The sequence below is a fragment of the Pseudomonas sp. GD04058 genome (assembly GCF_029836855.1).
GTDB classification, from domain to species: domain Bacteria; phylum Pseudomonadota; class Gammaproteobacteria; order Pseudomonadales; family Pseudomonadaceae; genus Aquipseudomonas; species Aquipseudomonas bharatica.
In genome coordinates this window covers 48,750-68,666 of the sequence record NZ_JAOECN010000014.1, presented here as the reverse complement: position 1 = coordinate 68,666, position 19,917 = coordinate 48,750, and the positions used below count along the sequence as shown (strand labels likewise).

At 63.8% G+C, this 19,917-nt stretch carries 20 protein-coding genes and 1 pseudogene; 7 read left to right on the top strand and 14 right to left on the bottom strand.

From position 1 onward, the window contains the following. Positions 1-239 precede the first annotated feature (239 nt). A pseudogene (locus N7650_RS14095) lies at positions 240-788 on the bottom strand (sterol desaturase family protein); the annotation flags it as partial. Positions 789-979: 191 nt separating this feature from the next. Here N7650_RS14095 and elbB point away from each other — a divergent pair. Further along, positions 980-1,645 (top strand): isoprenoid biosynthesis glyoxalase ElbB, encoded by a 666-nt coding sequence (gene elbB / locus N7650_RS14090; RefSeq protein WP_279898730.1) that lies wholly within the window; start codon positions 980-982, stop codon positions 1,643-1,645. Between the two features lie 89 nt (positions 1,646-1,734). Here the strand turns inward: elbB and N7650_RS14085 are convergent, their stop codons facing one another. Continuing rightward, positions 1,735-2,196, bottom strand: coding sequence for a YaiI/YqxD family protein (locus tag N7650_RS14085; protein WP_009395664.1), 462 nt, complete (start codon positions 2,194-2,196; stop codon positions 1,735-1,737). A 63-nt stretch (positions 2,197-2,259) separates the two neighbouring features. Then, entirely contained in the window at positions 2,260-4,155 is a 1,896-nt protein-coding gene (locus tag N7650_RS14080; protein WP_009395666.1) for a cytochrome c/FTR1 family iron permease, read from the bottom strand. A 321-nt stretch (positions 4,156-4,476) separates the two neighbouring features. Between N7650_RS14080 and N7650_RS14075 the strand changes: the two genes are divergently transcribed. Genes N7650_RS14075 through N7650_RS14060 form a run of 4 tightly spaced genes read left to right on the top strand, consistent with a single transcriptional unit; the run spans position 4,477 to position 7,611 of the window. After that, positions 4,477-5,871: a hypothetical protein gene (locus N7650_RS14075; protein WP_009395668.1), complete on the top strand. Its 1,395-nt coding sequence runs from the start codon at positions 4,477-4,479 to the stop codon at positions 5,869-5,871. 14 nt (positions 5,872-5,885) lie between these two features. Then, positions 5,886-6,257, top strand: coding sequence for a YcfL family protein (locus tag N7650_RS14070; protein ID WP_009395670.1), 372 nt, complete (start codon positions 5,886-5,888; stop codon positions 6,255-6,257). 19 nt (positions 6,258-6,276) lie between these two features. Further along, on the top strand, positions 6,277-6,867 hold the full coding sequence (lpoB, locus tag N7650_RS14065) for a penicillin-binding protein activator LpoB (protein ID WP_009395671.1): 591 nt from the start codon (positions 6,277-6,279) through the stop codon (positions 6,865-6,867). A 3-nt stretch (positions 6,868-6,870) separates the two neighbouring features. Beyond that, positions 6,871-7,611 carry a penicillin-binding protein activator LpoB gene (locus N7650_RS14060; RefSeq protein WP_279898726.1) on the top strand — a complete coding sequence of 247 codons (741 nt, stop codon included), beginning with the start codon at positions 6,871-6,873 and terminating at the stop codon, positions 7,609-7,611. Positions 7,612-7,707: 96 nt separating this feature from the next. On the opposite strand, the gene N7650_RS14055 is transcribed toward N7650_RS14060, so the two are convergent. The 3 genes from N7650_RS14055 to N7650_RS14045 form a co-directional block, all read right to left on the bottom strand. Next, entirely contained in the window at positions 7,708-8,340 is a 633-nt protein-coding gene (locus tag N7650_RS14055; protein ID WP_009395674.1) for a LysE family transporter, read from the bottom strand. 85 nt (positions 8,341-8,425) lie between these two features. Continuing rightward, entirely contained in the window at positions 8,426-9,013 is a 588-nt protein-coding gene (locus tag N7650_RS14050) for a mechanosensitive ion channel family protein (RefSeq protein WP_009395675.1), read from the bottom strand. After that, positions 9,013-10,923: an ATP-binding cassette domain-containing protein gene (locus N7650_RS14045; protein ID WP_279898722.1), complete on the bottom strand. Its 1,911-nt coding sequence runs from the start codon at positions 10,921-10,923 to the stop codon at positions 9,013-9,015. Before N7650_RS14045 ends, N7650_RS14050 begins: the two co-directional genes overlap by 1 nt. Before the next feature lie 50 nt (positions 10,924-10,973). Here N7650_RS14045 and N7650_RS14040 point away from each other — a divergent pair, with 50 nt between their 5' ends. Further along, a complete protein-coding gene (locus tag N7650_RS14040) occupies positions 10,974-11,456 on the top strand; it encodes a TIGR02444 family protein (protein WP_279898720.1) in 483 nt (160 codons plus the stop codon). On the opposite strand, the gene N7650_RS14035 is transcribed toward N7650_RS14040, so the two are convergent. Continuing rightward, positions 11,432-12,565, bottom strand: coding sequence for an AlgP family protein (locus tag N7650_RS14035; protein ID WP_279898719.1), 1,134 nt, complete (start codon positions 12,563-12,565; stop codon positions 11,432-11,434). The two genes, N7650_RS14040 and N7650_RS14035, sit on opposite strands and share 25 nt — an antisense overlap. A gap of 241 nt (positions 12,566-12,806) precedes the next feature. Here N7650_RS14035 and N7650_RS14030 point away from each other — a divergent pair, with 241 nt between their 5' ends. Continuing rightward, positions 12,807-13,469 (top strand): FKBP-type peptidyl-prolyl cis-trans isomerase, encoded by a 663-nt coding sequence (locus N7650_RS14030; protein WP_064301085.1) that lies wholly within the window; start codon positions 12,807-12,809, stop codon positions 13,467-13,469. Positions 13,470-13,496: 27 nt separating this feature from the next. Here the strand turns inward: N7650_RS14030 and N7650_RS14025 are convergent, their stop codons facing one another. The 7 genes from N7650_RS14025 to N7650_RS13995 form a co-directional block, all read right to left on the bottom strand. Then, positions 13,497-13,967 carry an Rsd/AlgQ family anti-sigma factor gene (locus N7650_RS14025; protein WP_037058943.1) on the bottom strand — a complete coding sequence of 157 codons (471 nt, stop codon included), beginning with the start codon at positions 13,965-13,967 and terminating at the stop codon, positions 13,497-13,499. Between the two features lie 227 nt (positions 13,968-14,194). Beyond that, positions 14,195-14,716 (bottom strand): disulfide bond formation protein B, encoded by a 522-nt coding sequence (locus N7650_RS14020; RefSeq protein WP_279898718.1) that lies wholly within the window; start codon positions 14,714-14,716, stop codon positions 14,195-14,197. Positions 14,717-14,916: 200 nt separating this feature from the next. Further along, positions 14,917-16,155, bottom strand: a complete 1,239-nt coding sequence (locus tag N7650_RS14015; RefSeq protein WP_279898716.1) for a heme biosynthesis HemY N-terminal domain-containing protein — start codon at positions 16,153-16,155, stop codon at positions 14,917-14,919. After that, positions 16,152-17,282 (bottom strand): uroporphyrinogen-III C-methyltransferase, encoded by a 1,131-nt coding sequence (locus N7650_RS14010; protein WP_279898714.1) that lies wholly within the window; start codon positions 17,280-17,282, stop codon positions 16,152-16,154. The genes N7650_RS14015 and N7650_RS14010 overlap by 4 nt, the downstream gene beginning before the upstream one ends. 44 nt (positions 17,283-17,326) lie before the next feature. Continuing rightward, entirely contained in the window at positions 17,327-18,094 is a 768-nt protein-coding gene (locus N7650_RS14005; RefSeq protein WP_009395689.1) for a uroporphyrinogen-III synthase, read from the bottom strand. Beyond that, the gene (gene hemC, locus N7650_RS14000; protein ID WP_279898713.1) at positions 18,091-19,032 is read right to left on the bottom strand and encodes a hydroxymethylbilane synthase; all 942 of its coding nucleotides are present in this window, start codon (positions 19,030-19,032) and stop codon (positions 18,091-18,093) included. Before hemC ends, N7650_RS14005 begins: the two co-directional genes overlap by 4 nt. Positions 19,033-19,147: 115 nt before the next feature. Continuing rightward, entirely contained in the window at positions 19,148-19,894 is a 747-nt protein-coding gene (locus N7650_RS13995) for a LytTR family DNA-binding domain-containing protein (RefSeq protein ID WP_279898711.1), read from the bottom strand. Positions 19,895-19,917: the final 23 nt, after the last annotated feature.

Below are 19,917 nucleotides of genomic sequence, written 5' to 3'. Positions count from 1 at the left end.
AAATTCGCCAGGTCCTGCCCGGCCTGTGGATAACGTTGCGCCACATCCTCCGGTCGCCAACCGGTGGGCATGAACCAGATCCGCAGCTTGTCCTGCCAGCGCGAGGCACGGCGCGCATCGTTCCACAACTGCGCGTAGAACTGCAGGTTGGCCCACAGCGGATTCCAGCTCGCCAGCGGCGTGGTCACGCCGAAGATCACCGGTTCTGCATCATCCTCGGACTGAAAGGTGCCAAACAGGCGGTCCCAGAGAATGAACACACCACCGTAGTTGCGATCCAAGTACAAAGGATTCTGTGCATGGTGGACGCGATGGTTGGAGGGCGTGACGAAGATCCACTCGTACCAGCCGAGCCTGGGGATGTGCCGTGTATGTACCCAGAACTGGTACAGCAGGTTCAACGCGCCGACGCTGATGAACACCAGCAGCGGCACACCGAGCACCGCCAGTGGCAGATAGAACACCCACGACAACAGGAAGCCCGTGCTGGTTTGGCGCAGCGCCGTGGAAAGGTTGTACTCCTCGCTCTGGTGATGCACCGAGTGCGCTGCCCACAGGATGTTGCGCTCATGCCCGAAGCGGTGCAGCCAGTAATAGCAGAAGTCATAGGCAACGAAGGCGATCACCCATACCCACCAGGCCTCGGACGGCAATTCGAAAAGGGCCAGGTGTTCTACCGCAATGGCGTAGGTCACCAGGCCGACGCCCTTGGTCAGCAAGCCGAAGGTGGTGGACAGTACCCCCGCGCTCAGGCTGTTGACGGTATCGGCCAGACGATAGTTGCGCATGCCGCGCCAGCGATCGGCGAGCAGCTCGACCGCTATCAACACGAAGAAAAACGGCACGGCGAGCAGGATGAAGTCCATGGCGGGTCCATTTTCAGGCGATGGATCAAGATTAGGCCTACGATCCACTTATCCCTATGGCGACAACTGCCAAATTAGACGACATTTAGCGCCTTGAAACGGGAGTAGAAAGCATGACCAAAAAAGTTGCTGTGATTCTGTCGGGCTGCGGCGTCTACGACGGCGCGGAGATCCACGAAAGCGTGATCACCCTGCTGCGTCTCGACCAGCGTGGTGCCCAGGTACAGTGCTTCGCGCCGAACATCGCGCAGAGGCATGTGATCAACCACCTGACTGGCGAAGAAATGCCCGAAACGCGCAATGTGCTGGTCGAGTCGGCGCGCATTGCCCGCGGCAACATCAAGGACCTGGGCGAGGCGGACGTCAACGACTTCGACGCGCTGATCGTGCCCGGCGGGTTCGGCGCGGCGAAAAACCTGTCCAGCTTCGCGGTCGATGGCCCCGGCTGCAGCGTTCACCCGGATGTACTGGCCCTGGCCGAAGCCTTCGCCGAGGCGGGCAAACCGGTGGGCCTGATCTGCATCTCGCCGGCACTGGCGGCGAAGATCTATGGGCCTGGCGTGGTCTGCACCATCGGCAACGACGCCGATACCAGCGCGGCCATCGTCAAGATGGGCGGCACCCATGAAGAATGCGATGTCCATGACATCGTCGAAGACACCCAGCGCAAGCTGGTCAGCACCCCGGCCTACATGCTGGCGCAGTCGATCAGCGACGCGGCAAGCGGCATCAACAAGCTGGTGGACCGGGTGCTCGAACTGACCCACGAAGGCGAGTAGGCCTCCGGGGCCTCATCGCTGGCAAGCCAGCTCCCACAGGACCTGTGGGAGCTGGCTTGCCAGCGATGAGGCTCTCAAAGAGCACCCCATCAGCCAGGAAACTGCCTCGCCAGCCGGGTCAGGATCCGGTCCAGCGAATTGGCAAACGCCTGCTTCTCCTTCTCCCCGTAGGGCGCCTGCCCGCCGCCAACCTGCCCCTGCTCGCGCAGGTCGGTGAACAGGTTGCGCACCGCCAACCGCTCGCCCATGTTCCGCTCGTCGAACTCGCGGCCGCGCGGGTCCAGCGCTGCCACGCCTTTCTTCACCAGCCGGTCGGCCAGCGGCACGTCGCTGCAGATCACCAGTTCGCCCGGCACGGCATGCTCCACCAGATAGTCATCGGCGGCATCCGGCCCGCTGGGCACGACGATCAGCCTGACAAGGGCGAACGGCGGCTTGGCCTGGGGCCCGCCGGCCACCATCACCACCTCGAACTGGCGCTTTAGCGCGAACTTGACGACCTGGTCCCTGGCCAGCTTCGGGCAGGCATCGGCGTCGATCCAGACACGCATGACAGAGTTATCCACAACTTGAAACGGGCGGGCAGTATGGCTGCTCGCCCGCCCCGCTTCAAATCACGACGCCGCCACGCGCCGCGAAGCCAGCCAGCTGCGCCCGTACAGGACGATCACCGCCAGCAGCGCGACGCACTGGGCAGACAGCGAATACAGATCGGCATGAATCCCCAGCCATTCGAAGTCGAAGAACGCCACTGGATGGGTGCCGAACACCCCGGCTTCCTGCAAGGCCTTGACCCCGTGGCCGGCGAACACGACCGACAGCGCGCAAAGCAGTGCCGCGTTGATGCTGAAGAACAACGCCAGCGGCAGCCGGGCCGAACCACGCAGGATCACCCAGGCCAGACCGACCAGCAGCACCAGCGCCGTCGCACCACCGGCCAGCACCGCCTGATGTCCGCCGGGGCCCGCCTGCAACCACAGGGTTTCGTAGAACAGGATCACTTCGAACAGCTCGCGATACACCGAGAAGAACGCCAATACGGCAAAGCCGAAGCGACCGCCGCCGCCGACCAGGCTGCTCTTGATGTAGTCCTGCCAGGCGGCAGCGTGGCGCCGGTCATGCATCCACACCCCGAGCCAAAGCACCATGACGCTGGCGAACAAGGCCGTACTGCCTTCCAGCAACTCGCGCTGGGCACCGCCGACATCGATCACATAGGCTGCCACCGCCCAGGTGGCAAAGCCGGCAACCAGGGCCAGGCCCCAGCCGATGTTGACGCTGCGCACCGCCGCCTGCTGGCCGGTGTTGCGCAGGAACGCGAGGATCGCCGCCAGCACCAGGATCGCTTCCAGGCCCTCGCGCAGCAGGATCAGCAAACCGGAAACGAAGCTCAGCGACCAGCTCAGGCCATCGCCCCCCAGCAGGCCGGCACATTCCTTCAGACTGGCCTTGGCGACATCCAGCCTGGCCATCACCTGGTCCAGCGGCAGGCCGTCCTGCAGCGACTGGCGGTAAGCCATCAAGGCCTTTTCGGTGGTCTTGCGCAGGTTGCTATCGACGTTGTCCAGCGAGCTTTCCACCAGCTCGAAACCTTCCAGGTAGGCCGCGACGGAAAGGTCGTAGGCCTGCTCATGGTCACCACTGCGGTAAGCCGCAAGGCTCTGGTCGAGGGTGTTGGCGGTGTAGTCGAGCAGTTGCCCCGGGCCGCGCTTGACCTGCGGCGGCTGGGCGCGCTGGGCGCGGAACGCCGCTACCGCGTCGGCACCCTGGGCCGCCTGGACTTCCGCCGGGGTCTGGCGCGCCAGATCGCCGAGGCTGAACGGCTTGTCACTGGCAGCCTTGGCCGGATCGGCGGTAAAGCTGGCGATGTAGGTCGCCAGATCCCAGCGCTGGCGCTCATCAAGCTGGTCGGCAAAGGACGGCATGTCGGTGCCTTCGATGCCCAGGCCGAGGGTGCTGTAGATAGCGTAGAGGCTCAGGTGGTCCAGACGGCCGGGATCACGCAGGTTCGCCGGGGCCGGCTCCAGGCCGACACCTGCCGGGCCGTCACCGGCGCCCGTGTCGCCATGGCAGACCGAGCAATGCTGAGCATACAGCGGCGCACCGCGGGTTGGATCGGGCGTGATCAAGGGAGCCAGGGCGACCTCGTAGGCCAAAGCCAGGTCGGCGCCCAGCTGTCGGGCCTGACGGGCTACTACCGGGCCGTCCTGACGTTCGCTGATCGCCTGGCGCAGGGCAGCTACCCCGTCCTCCAGCGCCTTGCGTTGCGGGCGATCCGGCAGGTCGGCCAGCAGCCCTTGCAGCGTGCCGACGAACTCCAGTTGCTCGCGGTACTCGGACTCGTCGAGCACCGCGCCGGCCTTGACCGTCGGCGGATAGTCGGCACCGATGTAATCCAGCAAATGCAGGGCTTTCGCCGCCCCCTCGACAGGTTCGGCGAGTGCCACGGCACTGCCCAGGGCCAGCACTGGCCAGAGCAGCCAGGCGATCAAGCGGGAGCGGGAAATCATGAGCCAATCTCGGACGTCAGCGATGAGGCGAATATTGTTCACCGCCGCCCTGGCAGGCTCAAGGCGAATCGTAAAAATTCGCAACAATTTCATCAGTTGCCACTTTCTTCCCCGGAAAATTACCGCTCGTCGGGCGGCTCAGGGATAATGGCACGCGTAATGGCACTTACCGGAGGTAACAAACGGCTCCTCCCACCCCAAGGGAAAAGGGGCCTAATGCGTCACGCCACCCCCTATATCCATTCGAAATTTCAAAAATACTTATAAGAATTTCCGGACCTATATAGCCGGGAAAATTCGCCAACTCTCAGGGAAGAAGTAATGAAATCCCGCGTACTCACGCTCGCCACGCTCTTCGTGGCTACCCAGCTGACCGGCTGCGCGATGTTCCGCAGCTACGACAACGAACTCAAGGAAACCAACCAGCATCTGAGCACCGGCAATGTCGATGCCGCTCTCGCCGTGCTGGAGAAAAACAACACGGGCGAGGACAAGGACCTGCTCTATTGGTTCGAGAAGGGCGAACTGCTGCGTTCCAAGGGCGACCTGGCAGGCAGCCAGAACGCCTGGCGCGAAGCCGACGGCATGGTATTCAAATGGGAAGAATCGGTCAGGCTCGACACCGACAAGTACCTGAGCCAGTTCGGTAGCTACCTGATCAACGACAAGGTCCGCCGCTACGAAGGCTACGACTACGAAAAAGTCATGCTGACCACGCAGATGGCCCTCAACCTGCTGGCACAGAACGATTTCGATGGTGCCCGCACGGCGATCAAGAAAACCCATGAGCGCGAGGCAGTGATCGCCGAACTTCGCGACAAGGAATACCTCAAGCGCGAGGAAGAGGCCGAAAAGGAAGGGCTCAAGACCGAGTACAAGGACCTTCAGGGCTATCCGGTGGCGGCCCTGGACGCACCTGAAGTCATCAGCCTCAAGAACAGCTATCAGAGCGCCTTCAGCCACTTCCTGTCCGGCTATGTCTACGAGGCACTTGGCGAAAGGGGCCTGGCTGCGCCGGGCTATCGCAAGGCCGCTGAATTGCTGCCCAACACCCCGCTGCTGGAACAGGCGCTGCTCGACCTCGACAAGACCCCGGGCAAGGACCAGGACAGTGACGTGCTGATAGTCGTCCAGAGCGGCCTTGCCCCGGCACGCGACTCGATCCGTATTCCTCTTCCCTTGATGATCAGCGGCAACCTGGTGATCACTCCGCTGTCGTTTCCGATCATGCGCGAAGATGCGTCCACGGCACGCATCAGCCAGATCAACCTGGACGACAAGGCGCTGAACCTCACTGCGCTCAACAGCACTTCGGCCATGTCCCGTCGTGCCCTGCGCGACGACATGCCCGGCATCATCCTGCGCACCACCGTACGCGCGGTAACCCGTGGCGTGGCGCAGAAGCAGATCAACGAGACCAACCCGATGGCCGGACTGGTCATGGGCATCGCCTCGACCATCACCGAGGGCGCCGACACCCGCACCTGGCGCACCCTGCCCAACGACACCCTGGTCACCCGCGTGCGCCTGCGCCAGGGCGAGCACCAGTTGAGCCTGCCGTCGGGCCTGGGTGGCAGCAAGGTGGTGGTCAAGGTCGAGCATCCGTACCAGGTCGTCGCTCTGCGCGTGGTCGGCAACCAGGTCTATACCGCCGGCCAGGCAGCCCACGTCCTCACTCCTCCCGCGCCGGCCGCCGCCGTCGCCAGCCTCAAGTAAACGAAGGATTCGTCATGCGATTCAAACTGTCCCTCGCCCTCGCCGCCGCCCTCCTGGCCGGCTGCGCCACCCCGCCGCCACCCGCACCCGGCAGCGCTGCCAGCAAGGTCGCGGTGATGGGCAAGCTGAAGAACATCGAGACCGGCCCGATGCGGGTCGCGCGCGAGAACGGCTTCCTTACCGTCAAGGTGGCGCTGAACAACACCAGTGGCAGCAACAGGACGCTGTTCTATCGCTTCGCCTGGCTGGGCAACGATGGCTTCCCGGTCGCCGATGAGGAGAGCTGGAAGACCGTGACCCTTTATGGCTCGCAGTCCACCGTACTGCCCGCCATCGCACCGGTGCCACAGGCCACCGATTTCCGTCTTGAAGTCCAGTCGCAGTAATTCTTTCCAGGAGTTTTCCATGAAGTTCATCCAGATTTCCCTGCTCGCTGCCGTCGTCGCCCTGGCCAGCGGCTGCTCCAGCCCGTCCCCGGTACTGGGCGGCAAGAACATCAGCTATGGCGACAGCAAGGCCGTCGAACTGGTGACCAACGAGTTCGGTTCCACCGACCTGCAGATGATCGCCGAGAGCATGACCCGCTCGCTGGCCCAGTCCGGCGTGCTGCACGGTCGCCCCGTGGTGCAGGTCTACGACGTGAAGAACAAGACCAGCGAGTACATCGATACCCGCGAGATCACCACGTCGATCAAGACCCAGCTGATGAAGTCCGGCACCGCTCGCTTCGCCAGCGACAACAACCAGATGGACAGCCAGGTCGACCAGCTCAAGCTGCAGAACCAGAGCGGCCTGTACAAGAAAAGCACCGTTGCCAAGACCGGCAACATGATCGCCGCCAAGTACCGCCTGGAAGGTTCGATCAGCTCGATCGTCAAGCGCAGCAGCGATTACAAGGACGTGTTCTACAAGTTCAGCCTGCAACTGGTCGATGTCGAAAGCGGCCTGGCCGAATGGATGGACGAAAAAGAAATCCGCAAGACAACGGAGCGCTAAGCAATGCGTGCATGGATGGGAATCCTCGGCCTGGCTTGCGCCTTCGGCGTGCAAGCGGCCCCCAGGGTGGCGGTGACCGACCTCGCGTACCAGGAACGTGTGGAGCAGTACATCCACATCGTCGCCGCGCAGAGCAATTCATCGGCCAGTCCGTACCACGCCAGCAGCGCGTCGAGCTACGCCGAGTTCGAGAGCAGCGACAGCTACATCGAGCAGACCGAACTGCGCAAGTTCAGCGGCGACATCAAGGGCGAGATCCTCAAGTCAGGGATGTTCCAGCTGGTCCAGGGCAAGCCGTACATCACCGGCAGCAAGACCGATGTCTACGACATCATCAAGCGCATCAAGGCCGGCGATTTCAAGGGTGCCGACTACGTGCTGTTCGGTACGCTCTCGGACATCGACTTCCAGCGCGACATCAATGCCCTCGACCACACCAGCAGCTATTCGGCGGTACTGGGCCTGACGCTGGTGGCGGACTTCAGCCTGATCAATACACGCACCTACGAAATCACCTCGGCATTCACTGCCATGGGCGAAGGGCAGGACACCAAGCTGGTGGGCTCGCGGGATATCAAGGTCAGCCTGAACCGGCCAAGAGTGGTGCGGGAAGTATCGAAGGAGCTGGGCGTGGATGTAGCCCGGCAGATGGCGGAGCAGTTGGGTGGGCAGGTGCCGGGAGAAGGGCGCCCGGTGCAGCGCAACAATCTGCCGCCGGATGAGCCGGCGAAGATTCTGCGCTGAATTCACCGGCCTAATCGCTGGCAAGCCAGCTCCCACAGGTACTGCATACACCGGACCTGTGGGAGCTGGCTTGCCAGCGATAGGGCCGGCACTACCTCAGACCGGCGCCCGGCGAATCGTGGCCAGCAAGGTCGCCGCCCCGAGGAACAACCCGGCAAAGGTGCGGTTCATCCGCCGCTGCTGTTTCGGCGTGCGCAGCAGGCGCAGCACTTTCGACGCCAGCCCGGTGTAACCGGCCATCACCAGCAGATCCACACTGATCATGGTCACCGTGATCATCATGTATTGCGGCAGCAGCGCTTCATGCGGATTGATGAACTGCGGCAGCACCGCCAGCATGAACACCAGCGCCTTCGGGTTGCTGACGTTCACCAGGAACCCGCGGAATACAAGGCTCAGCGGCCTGCCGATCGGGCGCACCGCGGATTCATCGGACAAGTCGGCCGGCAGCGCCCGCCATTGCTTGACCGCGAGATAGACCAGGTAGGCCACCCCGAACCACTTGATCACCTGGAAGGCCGTCGCCGAAGCCGCCAGCACCGCGCCTACCCCGGCAGCGATGATCGCGATCTGCAGGATCAGGCCCAGTTGCAGGCCCAGGGCATTCCAGTACCCGCGCCAGAATCCGTATTGCAGGCCACAGGACATCGAGGCGATGGCCCCGGCACCCGGCGACAGGCTGATTACCCAGCAGGCGGCAAAAAAGGCCAACCACGTTTCCAGCGACATCTCACACCTCGGCCAAAAAATCGGTTCAAGGGCCCAACGCTAATCCGCCTGAAGGAAAATCACCACAAAAGTTTTCAGGGAACCATCACTTGCCGAGGGACTTGTCTTCGCCCACCAGCGGCAGCCCATCGCTACCACGCCAGCGGCGCACGGATTTCTGGAAGAACTGGCTGTTCGGCACCTGTACCAGCGCGCCGCCGGTTTCCGGCATTTCCACCAAGGTGGTGAACAGCAGGTTGATCGCCGTGACCCGGCCCTTGATGCCGGGCTTGTCGGTGGTATCGACCAGTTCCACCACATCACCGATGCGGAATGGTCCGACGGTGAAGATCAGCACCGCGCAGAGCAGATTGGAAAGCACGCTCCAGATCGCGAAGAAGGCTACCGCTGCCACCGCGACGAACCCCGACAGGGCGGTCCACAACACGGTAGCGGACACACCCAGGCGCTCCAGCACGAACAGCACCGCGCTGCCCATGATCAGCCAGCGCAGGCCGCCACGCAGCGGCATCATCAGTTGCGGCGGCAGCGGGTAGCGTTCGCCCAGGGTCTTGAGGCTGCGCGCCACCAGGCGTTGCAGAACGAAGGCCACCACCAGGATCAGCAGGATCTGCAGGCCCATCCAGAACGGCCCGAGCCATTCCACCGGGATCATCTGCCGCAACGACTCCATCAGGACAATGCCTCCAGCTCCGCCTGCATGGTCTCCAGCACTTCCAGCGCTTCCATCCAGGCTTCTTCCAGTTCCGCTTCGCGGGCTTTCAGTTGCGCCTGACGTGCCAGCAGGTCGCGCAGTTCATCCTTGCGCGCCGCCTCGTAGACGCCACTGTCACCGAGGCTCGCCTCGACCTTCGCGAGGTCTGCGTGCAGCTTGCTCAACTCGGCTTCCAGCTTGTCGGCCTGGCACTTGTGCGGTGCCAGTTGCTGGCGCAGGGCGGCGGCGGCCTGGCGCTGGGCCTTCTTGTTGGTCTTGTCCGGGTTGACCGGGCTGTTGCTGACCGGCGCATTGCGCTGGCGATAGTCGACCAGCCAGCGGGCGTAGTCGTCGAGGTCGCCCTCGAACTCGCTGACCTTGCCATCGGCGACCAGGAGGAACTCGTCGGTGGTGCTCTTGAGCAGATGTCGATCGTGGGAAACCACCACCACGGCGCCGCTGAATTCCTGCAGGGCCATGGTCAGCGCCAGGCGCATTTCCAGGTCCAGGTGGTTGGTCGGTTCGTCGAGCAGCAACAGGTTCGGCCGCTCCCAGGCGATCAACGCCAGGGCCAGGCGGGCCTTTTCACCACCGGAGAAATTGACCACCGGTTCGTCGCAGCGATCGCCACGGAAGTCGAAGCCACCGAGGAAATCGCGCAGGGTCTGCTCGCGCTCGCTGGGCGCCAGGCGTTGCAGATGAAGGAGCGGGCTGGCCTTGCTGTCCAGCGAGTCGAGCTGGTGCTGGGCGAAGTAGCCGACCGCGGTGTTCTCCCCGCGAACCAGGCGCCCGGCCAGCGGCTGCAGCTCGCCGGAAAGGTTCTTGATCAGGGTCGATTTACCCGCGCCGTTGGGGCCGAGCAGGCCGATCCGGGCACCGGGTACCAGTTGCAGCTTGACCTTTTCCAGCACGGTCTTCTCGCCGTAACCCAGGCGGGCTTCGGACAGGTCGAGCAACGGGCTGGAGATCTTCTGCGATTCACGGAAAACGAAGTCGAACGGCGAATCGACATGGGCGGCGGTCAGCTCTTCCATGCGCTCCAGCGCCTTGATCCGGCTCTGCGCCTGGCGGGCCTTGGTGGCCTGGGCCTTGAAGCGGGCGATGTACTTTTCCATGTGCGCACGCTGGGCCTGCTGCTTCTCGTAGGCCTGTTGCTGCTGCGCCAGGCGCTCGGCCCGGGCTCGCTCGAACGCCGTGTAGCCGCCGCGATAGAGCGTCAGCTTGCACTGTTCGACGTGGGCGACGTGATCGACCACGGCATCGAGGAAGTCCCGGTCGTGGGAAATCAGCAACAGCGTGCCGGGGTAACCCTTGAGCCAGTCTTCCAGCCAGAGGATCGCATCGAGATCCAGGTGGTTGGTCGGTTCGTCGAGCAGCAGCAGGTCGGAGGGGCACATCAGTGCCTGGGCCAGGTTCAGGCGCATCCGCCAGCCACCGGAAAAGTCACCGACACGGCGATCCATCTGTTCGTTGCTGAAGCCCAGGCCGGCCAGCAACTTGCGTGCACGGGCGTCGGCGGTATAGCCGTCGGCGCTGTCGAGCTCGACATGCAGGCGCGCCAGCGCGGCGTTATCGTGCGCGGCTTCGGCAGCGGCCAGCTCGTCCTGGACCTTGCGCAGGCGAATATCGCCATCGAGCACATAGTCCACAGCCAGGCGATCGAGGGTGTCGACCTCCTGGCGCATATGGGCGATGCGCCAGTCGCCGGGCAGCTGGCAGTCACCCGAGTCCGGGGTGAGCTCGCCGCGAAGCAAGGCGAACAGGCTGGATTTGCCGGCGCCATTGGCACCGATCAGGCCGGCTTTCTGGCCGGCGTGCAGGGTCAACTCGGCGCCTTCTAGCAGGCGTTGCGGACCACGCTGTAAAGTGAGGTTCGAAAGTCTGATCATAATGGCGGCGGAGTCTACCAGCTTCGCTGGCAACTGGCGCGAGCAGGAATATGCACACCGACCTGTGGGATTTCGCCGTCGGGCTTTATGCCCGTCCTGGCGTGGAAACAGCCTGCCTGGAATTGCAGGCATTGGACGCCGATGTCTGCCTGCTGCTCTGCGGCGCCTGGCTGGAACAGCGCTGCGTGGCACTCAGCGACGGGCGTGTCGAAGGGCTTCGGCAACTGGCCAGGCCCTGGCAAACCGATGTGGTCCGACCGTTACGCGCACTGCGCCAGCAATGGCGCGCCGACGCGCTGAAGGATGCGCAACTGGCGGCCCTGCGTGAACGATTGAAGGCACTTGAACTGGATGCGGAACGCCTGCAACTGCAACGCCTGCAAGACATGTGCAGTGGCTGGCCGAACGGAGCCGAAGCCCCGTCGGAAAGCTGGCTGGCCCGGCTGGCGCCGGCAGCCTCCCGCGATCACGACGCGCTGCGTGTGCTGCGCGTCGCGGCGGGAACCACTCAGGAAGCCGAAGACGGCGTCTGAGTGCTTGGGGTGGCAGCAGCAGGCGTTGCCGCCGGCGCTGGCGAAGCAGCAGGCGCCGGTGCCGGAGTGGCAGCCGGAGTAGCGGGCTTGGCCGCAGCGGGCTTGGCGACGGCAGGTTTTGCCGCTGGCTTGGCTGCTGCAGGTTTGGCAGGTGCCTTGGTCGCGGCCGGCTTGGCGGCGGGCTTGGCGGCTGGTTTTGCGGCAGCCGGCTTGGCAGCGGCAGGCTTGGCGGCTGGTTTCGCAGCAGCAGGCTTGGCCGCCGGTTTGGCAGCAACTGGCTTGGCAGCGGGTTTCGCAGCAGCAGGCTTGGCAGCGGCTTTGGCTGGAGCTTTAGCCGCAGTGCTGGCCGGTTTGGCCGCTGCTGGCTTGGCAGCAGCAGGCTTCGCGGCTGGCTTGGCGGGTGCCTTGGCAGCAGCGGTTTTCGCAGCGGGTTTGGCGGTAGCGGCTTTGGCAGCAGGCTTGGCAGCTACTGGTTTCGCGGCTGGCTTGGCTGGAGCCTTGGCAGCGGCGGTTTTTGCGGCAGGCTTGGCAGCAGCTGGTTTCGCGGCTGGCTTGGCCGGAGCCTTGGCAGCAACAGCCTTCGCGGCTGGCTTGGCCGGAGCCTTGGCAGCAGCAGCCTTGGCGGCAGGTTTGGCCGGCGCCTTGGCGGCAGCAGGCTTGGCGGCCGGTTTCGCGGCGGCCTTGGCAGCAGCAGCAGGTTTAGCCGGAACGCGAGAGGACAGGGCCTTGGCCGCAGCCTCACGAACCTTGCCGACGCCCTGGGCAATTTTCAGGCTTTCCTGGGCATCTTTTTTCAGTTGCACAATATAAGTACGGGTCTGGGTCTGGCGATCTTTCAAAGAATCGAGCAGTGCTTCCAGTTCGCCAACCGCGGTTTTTGCCTTGTCCTGCGCCTTGGCTTTACCAGAGGCGGCAACGTCCTGAAGTTTCAGGCGCGACTTGTGCAGTTTCTCCTGAGCCTTGCCACGTTGTTTTTCCAACTTGGCGAGCAGTTTTTCCGCATCGGCCAGCGCTTGCGAGCAGGCATCTTCCAAATGCTCGAGCAGGCTGCCCGAGAGTTGTTGCAGCAGGTGCAACGGCGTGTTGACTGGCTTCTTGTTGGCCGACATGGCTTTCCTCCTGGCTGACGAAATTGCGGCTCATACTAGACCTGTGCTGCTATCGCCGCTAGGGCATGTTGACAGTAAAGAAGTCGCCGCGTTGCATGCCTGGGCAAAGTTGTCGAAGCTGCCGCTGGGGGCAAGTGTAGTTGCTGCGTTACAGAATGCAGACAATTAACTAACTTGCCTCGGCGAACAGGCATAATCAAACCCGCTGCAACTCTTCTTTTTTCATCTTCGGAGCCAGCCCGTGCCGCGCTATTTGCTGCTGTCGTTATTCTTCCTGCTGCCCCCGGCCCATGCGGAACAATCCGCCGCTGCATCGGATCATGATCTGGCCTACAGCCTCGGCGCCAGCCTTGGCGAACGCTTGCGTGCGGAAGTCCCCGGGCTGCAGCTCCAGGCCCTGATCGAAGGGTTGCAGCAGGCTTACCAGAACAAACCACTTGCCCTGCCCCAGGCACGTATCGATGCCATCCTCGCCCAACATGACCAGCAAGCCAACGATGCGGCCGCACAGTCCCATGTCGAACAGGCACTGGCTGCGGAGCGACGCTTTATCGCCAACGAACGCGGCCGTGCCGGCGTGCGTGAATTGAGCGATGGCGTACTGATGAGCCTGTTGCAGCAAGGCACGGGCGCCAGGCCGAAAGCGGGCGGCAAGGTAAAGGTGCGTTATGTAGGGAGATTGCCGGACGGCACGGTCTTCGACCAGAACGACCAGCCCCAGTGGTTCAACCTGGACAGCGTGATCGCGGGTTGGCAGGCGGCGCTGCCGGAGATGGCGGCGGGCTCGAAATACCGCCTGGTGATCCCGTCCGGGCAGGCTTATGGCGCCGATGGTGCAGGCGACCTGATCGCCCCCTACACGCCACTGGTATTCGAGATCGAATTGCTCGACGTTGCCGACTGAGCGTCGGCAACGTTACAGGGCCAGGCGTCAGGCAAGCGCTGCTGCGTTTTCCTTGTGCGCCGTGTGCAACGCGTCGATGAGGCCATCTTCAAGTTCGAAGCGCTCACGCAACTTGCTGCCCAGTTTCTTCAACTCTTCGGCGAAATGCTCGGGATCGGTACATTCGCCTTTGCTGCAATGATCATTGAACTGCAGCGCCTGTTCAGTGCTGAGACGGATGAACTCATCGATCCCTTGTGCCTTGAGCACGCCGCTATCGTCACCGAAAGCCTTGGCTTCGCTGATCAACTGTTCCCAGATTTCAAAGTGCCAGGCCGAGACATAATCCACGAGGATCTCGCAGAACCGGCCATTGAGTGACTTGTCGGCAAATGCCGGTTTGGCATCGCGCAATTCGCGGAACGCAGTGACCAGCTCCTTTCGCTCCTGCAGCCAGCGGTCAATGAGCTTGTGAACCCCACCCCAGCGTTCCTGAGCATTCTGACAACTATCTAACATGGCGGTCTCATCCCTTAAGGGTCGTGCCCCCTGCGCCCCGATATCGCAAGTCGCGATGAAAAAGGAACAACGGCAGAACGGCATTGAGCAGCAGTGTTTTCGGTATGCGTGCAGGGAGATTATTCCCGCACGCCCTTGGCTTCAAGGTACGCAGTCGACTAGTTTCATACAAGTGTTTGATCCTGCGACCCATCGCCGCCGGCCGTTTGAAATGGCGACCAACCCTTTCATGACCCCGAGGAATCGGCCAGGTTCAGCCGGCGTTGCGGCAGCAAGCGAATCAGCACCGCCACCGCCAGCCCGACGAACGCCAGCAGGCTCCATTCCGGCACGCTCAGGCTGAAGAAACTCCAGGTGATCGGCACGCATTCGGCCGACCCCAGCACCAGGGCATGCAGCCATTGGCTGGCTGTTCCCTGTTCGAGAAGGTAGGCCAGGTTCTGCTCGCACGGAATCTCGGGTGATGGAAACAGCCCTTGCAGCCATACATGCCGCGCCGCCAGTGCGCTACCGGCCAGCGACTGTCCCAGGCAGGCCCATAGCCAGATGCGTGCGCCACTGCGCCCGGGCGCGCGCAGCATCGCCATCAGGCAGGTAAGCGAGAACGTCGCCAGCAGGAAACGTTGCCCCAGGCACAGCGGACATGCCGCCAGCCCCAGGCCGAGCTCGAGGTAGAACGAGCCACACAGAACCAGAAAGGACGCCAGGAATGCCGGGAAAAAGAAGGAGCGCAGACAAGCCAGAGGCATGACAGGACCAGGGCAGAAAAGACATTTGGCAACGGTAGAGGAAAGCGCCTCGTTGTTTCAAGAAGCGACTAAAGGGACAAGTCTCTGATTTTTAATGGAAAATTCACCTAGATCAGTAGGAAAAATCCACAAACCTGCTAAGAAGCCTCTACTAGAGCCTTTTTCACGGGCTGACCCTGGCGATCAGCCCGTGATCGCTGTCAAGCCCGCACTGGGTCAGGCAGTGGCAGGGCGAGCAGGCGTTCGTCGAGCAGACCAAGTCCTTCCTGGAACAGCTGGTTGCTGCGCTCGTTCTCACCCAGGCCGGCCAGCAGGCGAGCCAGTTCGGCGCAGGCTTCCGGGTTGCGCTGCAAGCGCAGGCTGTCTTCGAGATAATCCCGCGCCTTGCCCCACAAGCGATTCTGCAGGCTAAGCCGCCCCAGGGTCAGCAGCAGGCCGGGATCCTGCGGATGGGCCTTGAGCCAGCCTTCGGCGGTCTGCAATTGCTTCGCCGGGTCGCTGCCGCGCACCAGGCCGTACAGACGCGCCAGGTGAGTCTCATAATCGCGCTTGAGGGCAGTGCGAAGGATTTCCTCCGCCTCGTTTTCCGCGCCAAGTTGACGAAGCTGCTCGGCATAGGCCAAGACCAACTGCGGCTCTTGCCGCTGGGCGTTGGTCAGTTGCTGCCAGGCGCGCTCCAGCGACTGTCGCGCGGCCTGGCCGTCGTCCTCGCGCTGGGCCGCCAGGGAAAGGTTCTGCCCCCAGGCCCGGCGCTCCAGTTCCGCCAGTTCCTTGGCCGAAAGCACCTTGTCCTTGCGCAGTTCCGGCATCAGGCGGATCAGTGCCGACCAGTCGCCACGCTGCTGATACAGACGCTGCAACTGCCTCAGGACCTGCACATTGTGCGGGTGACGCTCGTGCATGGCCTGCAGGGTTTCAAGAGCGGCATCGGTGTCGCCGCGATCGACCTGCAACTGCGCATGAGTCAGGGCGATCGCCAGTTCCGCCTGTGGCTGACGCTCCAGCGCCCGTTCCAGCAGGCTGTCGCTGTCTTCGGTGCGCCCCAGCTCGTTGGCCGCACGGGCCGCGCCGAGGTAGTACAGCAGCGGTTGGCGCTCGGCCTCGGCAGCACGATGCAGATGCCGCTGGGCGCTGGCCCAGCGCCCCTCGGCCAGGTCCAGCTGGCCCTGCTCGATGGCGAGCCGGGTACGCCGGCTGCGGTTGCGCCGCGACCATGGATTGACCACACCGGTAGAGGTCAGCACCAGACCGATAAGCAGCTTGAGCAACCACAGGACCAGAACCACGGCTGCCAGCAGCGCCAGGGTCGCCCACAGGCTCGATTCATAGCGGAAACCGTCATAGGCGATCAGCACGTAGCCTGTGTGCCTGGCTACGGCGATACCCAGCAGGGTCGCGACGACAATCGCCACGATCACCAGGATGTAGGCGCGTTTCATGGCGTCGCCTCCCCGGCTTTCTCACCCGGCTGGCGCAGGATCGCTTCCTCGGCGGGCAGATGCCGGCGCTCGAGATAGGCCTGTACGGCGGCCAGGCTTTCAGCCAGGTCCGGCGTGACCACGGTCACCGGTTCCTTCACCAGCGCGTTGAGCTGGTCCAGCATCAGGCGGCTCTGTTCGTTGTCCTTGTTGAAGCTGCCCAGCAACACGCTGCGCGCTTCATCCAGGGCCTGGCCGTAGACCTTGGCCTCGCCGTTCAACGCTGCCCACTGCGCCTGTTCCAGGGCCAGGCTCAGGGCCAGGCGCACCTGGGCAAGGGCCTGTCCGGCGAGCAACGGACGAATGTTGTCATCGGCGTTGAAATCGATACGGAAGTAACGCGAGATCTGCGCCCACCATTGCGCCCACCGACTGTCACTGTCGGCGCCGGCCCCCAGGCCGAACAGGGGTTCGCCATCATTCTTGAATTCCGGCGCCAGCGCATTGAGCTGCACGACGTGCTCACGCAGCGCGGCAAGCTTGAGGAACAAGCCGGTGCGGTCCGGCTGTTGCACGCTGTTCAAGGCGGCAAGACTGCGGGCCAGTTGCTCGCGGGCCGCGAAGGAACCCGGGTCGCTCTGCTCGCGCAGGATCTGGTCGGCGCCTTCCACCAGCGCCCGGGCGCTGGCGATGTCCTGCAAGGCGGACAGGCGCAGGCTGGCCAGCCGCAGCAAGTGTTCCGCCTCGGCCAGGCGCCAGTCCTTGCGGCTGGCGCCCAGTACCGTTTCCAGGCGCTGGCTCAGGCGTTGCTGGTCGCCCTGCAGTTGCGCGACCAGGCGGCGGCGGTCCTCCAGCTCGCTGGCCGGAGGCAAGCTGTCGAGCTGCGCCGATAGCTGCTGCTCGCGGGCTTGCAAGGCCTCGCTTTGCTGATTGAGCTGGCGAACCTGCTCGACCTGGTCCTGGTTCACCTGCTGCAGGTGCCGCACCTGCCACAGCCCCCAGCCACCGGCTGCCACACCTGCGGCGCCGAGCAGCAGGGCGAGGACCGCCAGACCGTTTCCGGAACGCCCGGAAGACGCAGGCGCAGGATTCGTCGAAGCCTCGGACGTCGTTTGCTGTTCTTCGTTGGGCAAGGCTGTTTCGCTCACGTATCCATCCTTTGTTTTCAGGCGCGTCGCCTCAGCTTAGCGCCTCAGGAAGCGGGTGCAGGGGTTTCCTGCAGCGCCGCCAGCAAAGCCGCGGCACCGGCGCCACGGCAATCCACCACATTCTGCGCACCGGCCTGTCGGGCGATCTGCGCGACCCGCGGGCTCGGCACGAACAAGGGCAGCCGCGCCAGTCGCGGCCAATCCTGCGCAGCAAGCGCGCGCAGGTGTTCGAAGCCCTGTCCACTGCTGACCACCACCCCGTTCAGGCGTTCCGCTACGATCCGCTGCACCAGGGCATTGGCAGGGTAGTCGGGGAGCCCGCGACGGTACAGCGGCAGATAGTCGACATGCGCACCCTGCGCAGTCAACTGGCTGGCCAGCAGTTCGCGGCCGTCCTCTCCACGCATGATCAGCACCTGCGGCGTTGCGCAGGCCAGGGCCGCCTGCAGGCGAGGCAGGCGCAGCAGCGCTTCGCTGTCGTCGGCGCCTTGCGGGTAATGCACCTCCAGCCCCTGCTCCTCAAGCACCGCGGCGGTCGCCGCGCCGACGGTGAACCAGGCCAGCGGCGGCAACGAGGACCAGTGTTCGGCACACAGCGCCAACCCCAGGCGGGCTGCCGGCTTGCTCACCACGATAACCGCACGGTAGTGATCAAGGTTGCGCACCAACGCCCGCTGCTTCTCCGAAACCGCCAGCGGCTGGATGTCGAGCAAAGGCATGCAACTGCCGTACACACCGGCGGCATCCAGGGTGGCGGCCAGGGCCGCGCACTCTTCGCCCGGCCGGGTCAGCAGCAGCCGCCAGGCGGTCACGGGTGACCGGCCTCGCCATAGACGGCTTTGAGAATGTCGCCGGCGCCCTGGGCCAGCAGCGCTTCGGCGACCTGTATGCCAAGGGTTTCGGCATCGCCACGGGGGGCCCGGCCTTGCGCGTTCAGCAGCGCACCGCCAGCCGGCTCGCCCACCAGGCCGCGCAGCCATAACTGGTCACCTTCGAGCACGGCGTAGCAGGCAATCGGCACCTGGCAGCCGCCGTTGAGATGTTTGTTGAGTGCCCGCTCGGCACTGACGCGGTCGGCAGTGTCGGCGTGATGGAGTGGCGCCAGCAGTGCATGGATTTCGCTGTCGGCGCTGCGGCATTCAATACCGACGGCCCCCTGGCCGCCTGCCGGCAGGCTGTCATCGACGCTGATGGTGTCGGTGATGCGGTCTTCGAAACCAAGGCGGATCAGCCCGGCAGCCGCAAGAATGATGGCGTCGTATTCACCGGCGTCCAGCTTGGCCAGGCGGGTGTTGACGTTGCCGCGCAGGAAACGGATCTGCAGGTCAGGGCGGCGGGCCAGCAACTGGGCCTGACGGCGCAGGCTGGAAGTGCCGACGATGCTGCCGGCCGGCAGCGCATCGAGGCTGGAGAAGGTATTGGAAACAAAGGCGTCGCGTGGGTCTTCACGTTCGCAGATGCAGAACAGGCCGAGGCCCTCGGGGAAGTCCATCGGCACGTCCTTCATCGAGTGCACGGCGATATCCGCCTGCTGTTCGAGCAGCGCGGTTTCCAGCTCCTTGACGAACAGGCCCTTGCCGCCGATCTTCGACAACGGCGAGTCGAGCAGCTTGTCGCCGCGACTGACCATCGGCACCAGGGTCACGATCAGGCCCGGATGCGCCTGTTCCAGGCGGGCTTTGACATATTCGGCCTGCCACAGGGCAAGGGCGCTTTTGCGGGTGGCAATGCGGATTTCGCGAGTGGACATGGAACGATCCGTACGAGATAGATTCGCCGGATGATAACAGCTAGATCAAAGTCCCTTGCAGATCCATGTCAGCAAAGAAGTGACCGTCCGTGGCCGCGATCGCTCCATCCCCGCCCTAAAGCTGCTGCATCATTTTGCGGACGCCGGCCACATGCCGGCGGCTGACGATCAGCGCATCGCCATTCAAACCTTTGAGGAACAGCTGGAAATGCCCGAGGGGCGTGCGTTGCAGGCGTTCGATACGGTCGCGCGCGACCAGGGCATTGCGGTGGATGCGCACGAAGCGCTCGCCGAATTCATCCTCCAGCGCCTTCAGCGGCTCATCCAGAAGGACCTCGCCGTGTTCATGGCGCAAGGTGACGTACTTGTGGTCGGCGATGAAGTAGATCACCTGGTCCAGGGGAATCAGCTCGATGCCCTTGCGGGTCCGCGCGCTGATGTGGCTGCGCGGAGCGCTGCCGCTGTCTCCGGCCGGGCGGGTCAGGGCCGCAAGCTGCGTGCGGTTGGGGCGCTCGGCCTTGCGCAGGGCATCGTGCAGGGCATCGCTCTGCACCGGCTTCAATACGTAGCCAAGGGTGCTTTCCTTGAACGCCTCGAGGGTGAACTCATCTTCGGCGGTGCAGAACACCAGCGCCGGCGGGGCTTCGCGCTCGCACAGGCGGGCGGCGACCTGCAGGCCGTCCATGCCGGGCATGCGGATGTCGAGCAGGACCACGTCGGGCTTGTGGCTATCGATCAGCGCCAAAGCCTCTTCGCCATTGGTGGCGCTGGGCTCCAGCACGGTATAGCCCTCCAGTTCGCCGAGCAGGCGGCTCAGGCGTTCGCGGGCTTGGGGTTCGTCATCAACGATCAGGACATTCATATTGCGCTGGATTCCTGCGTGAG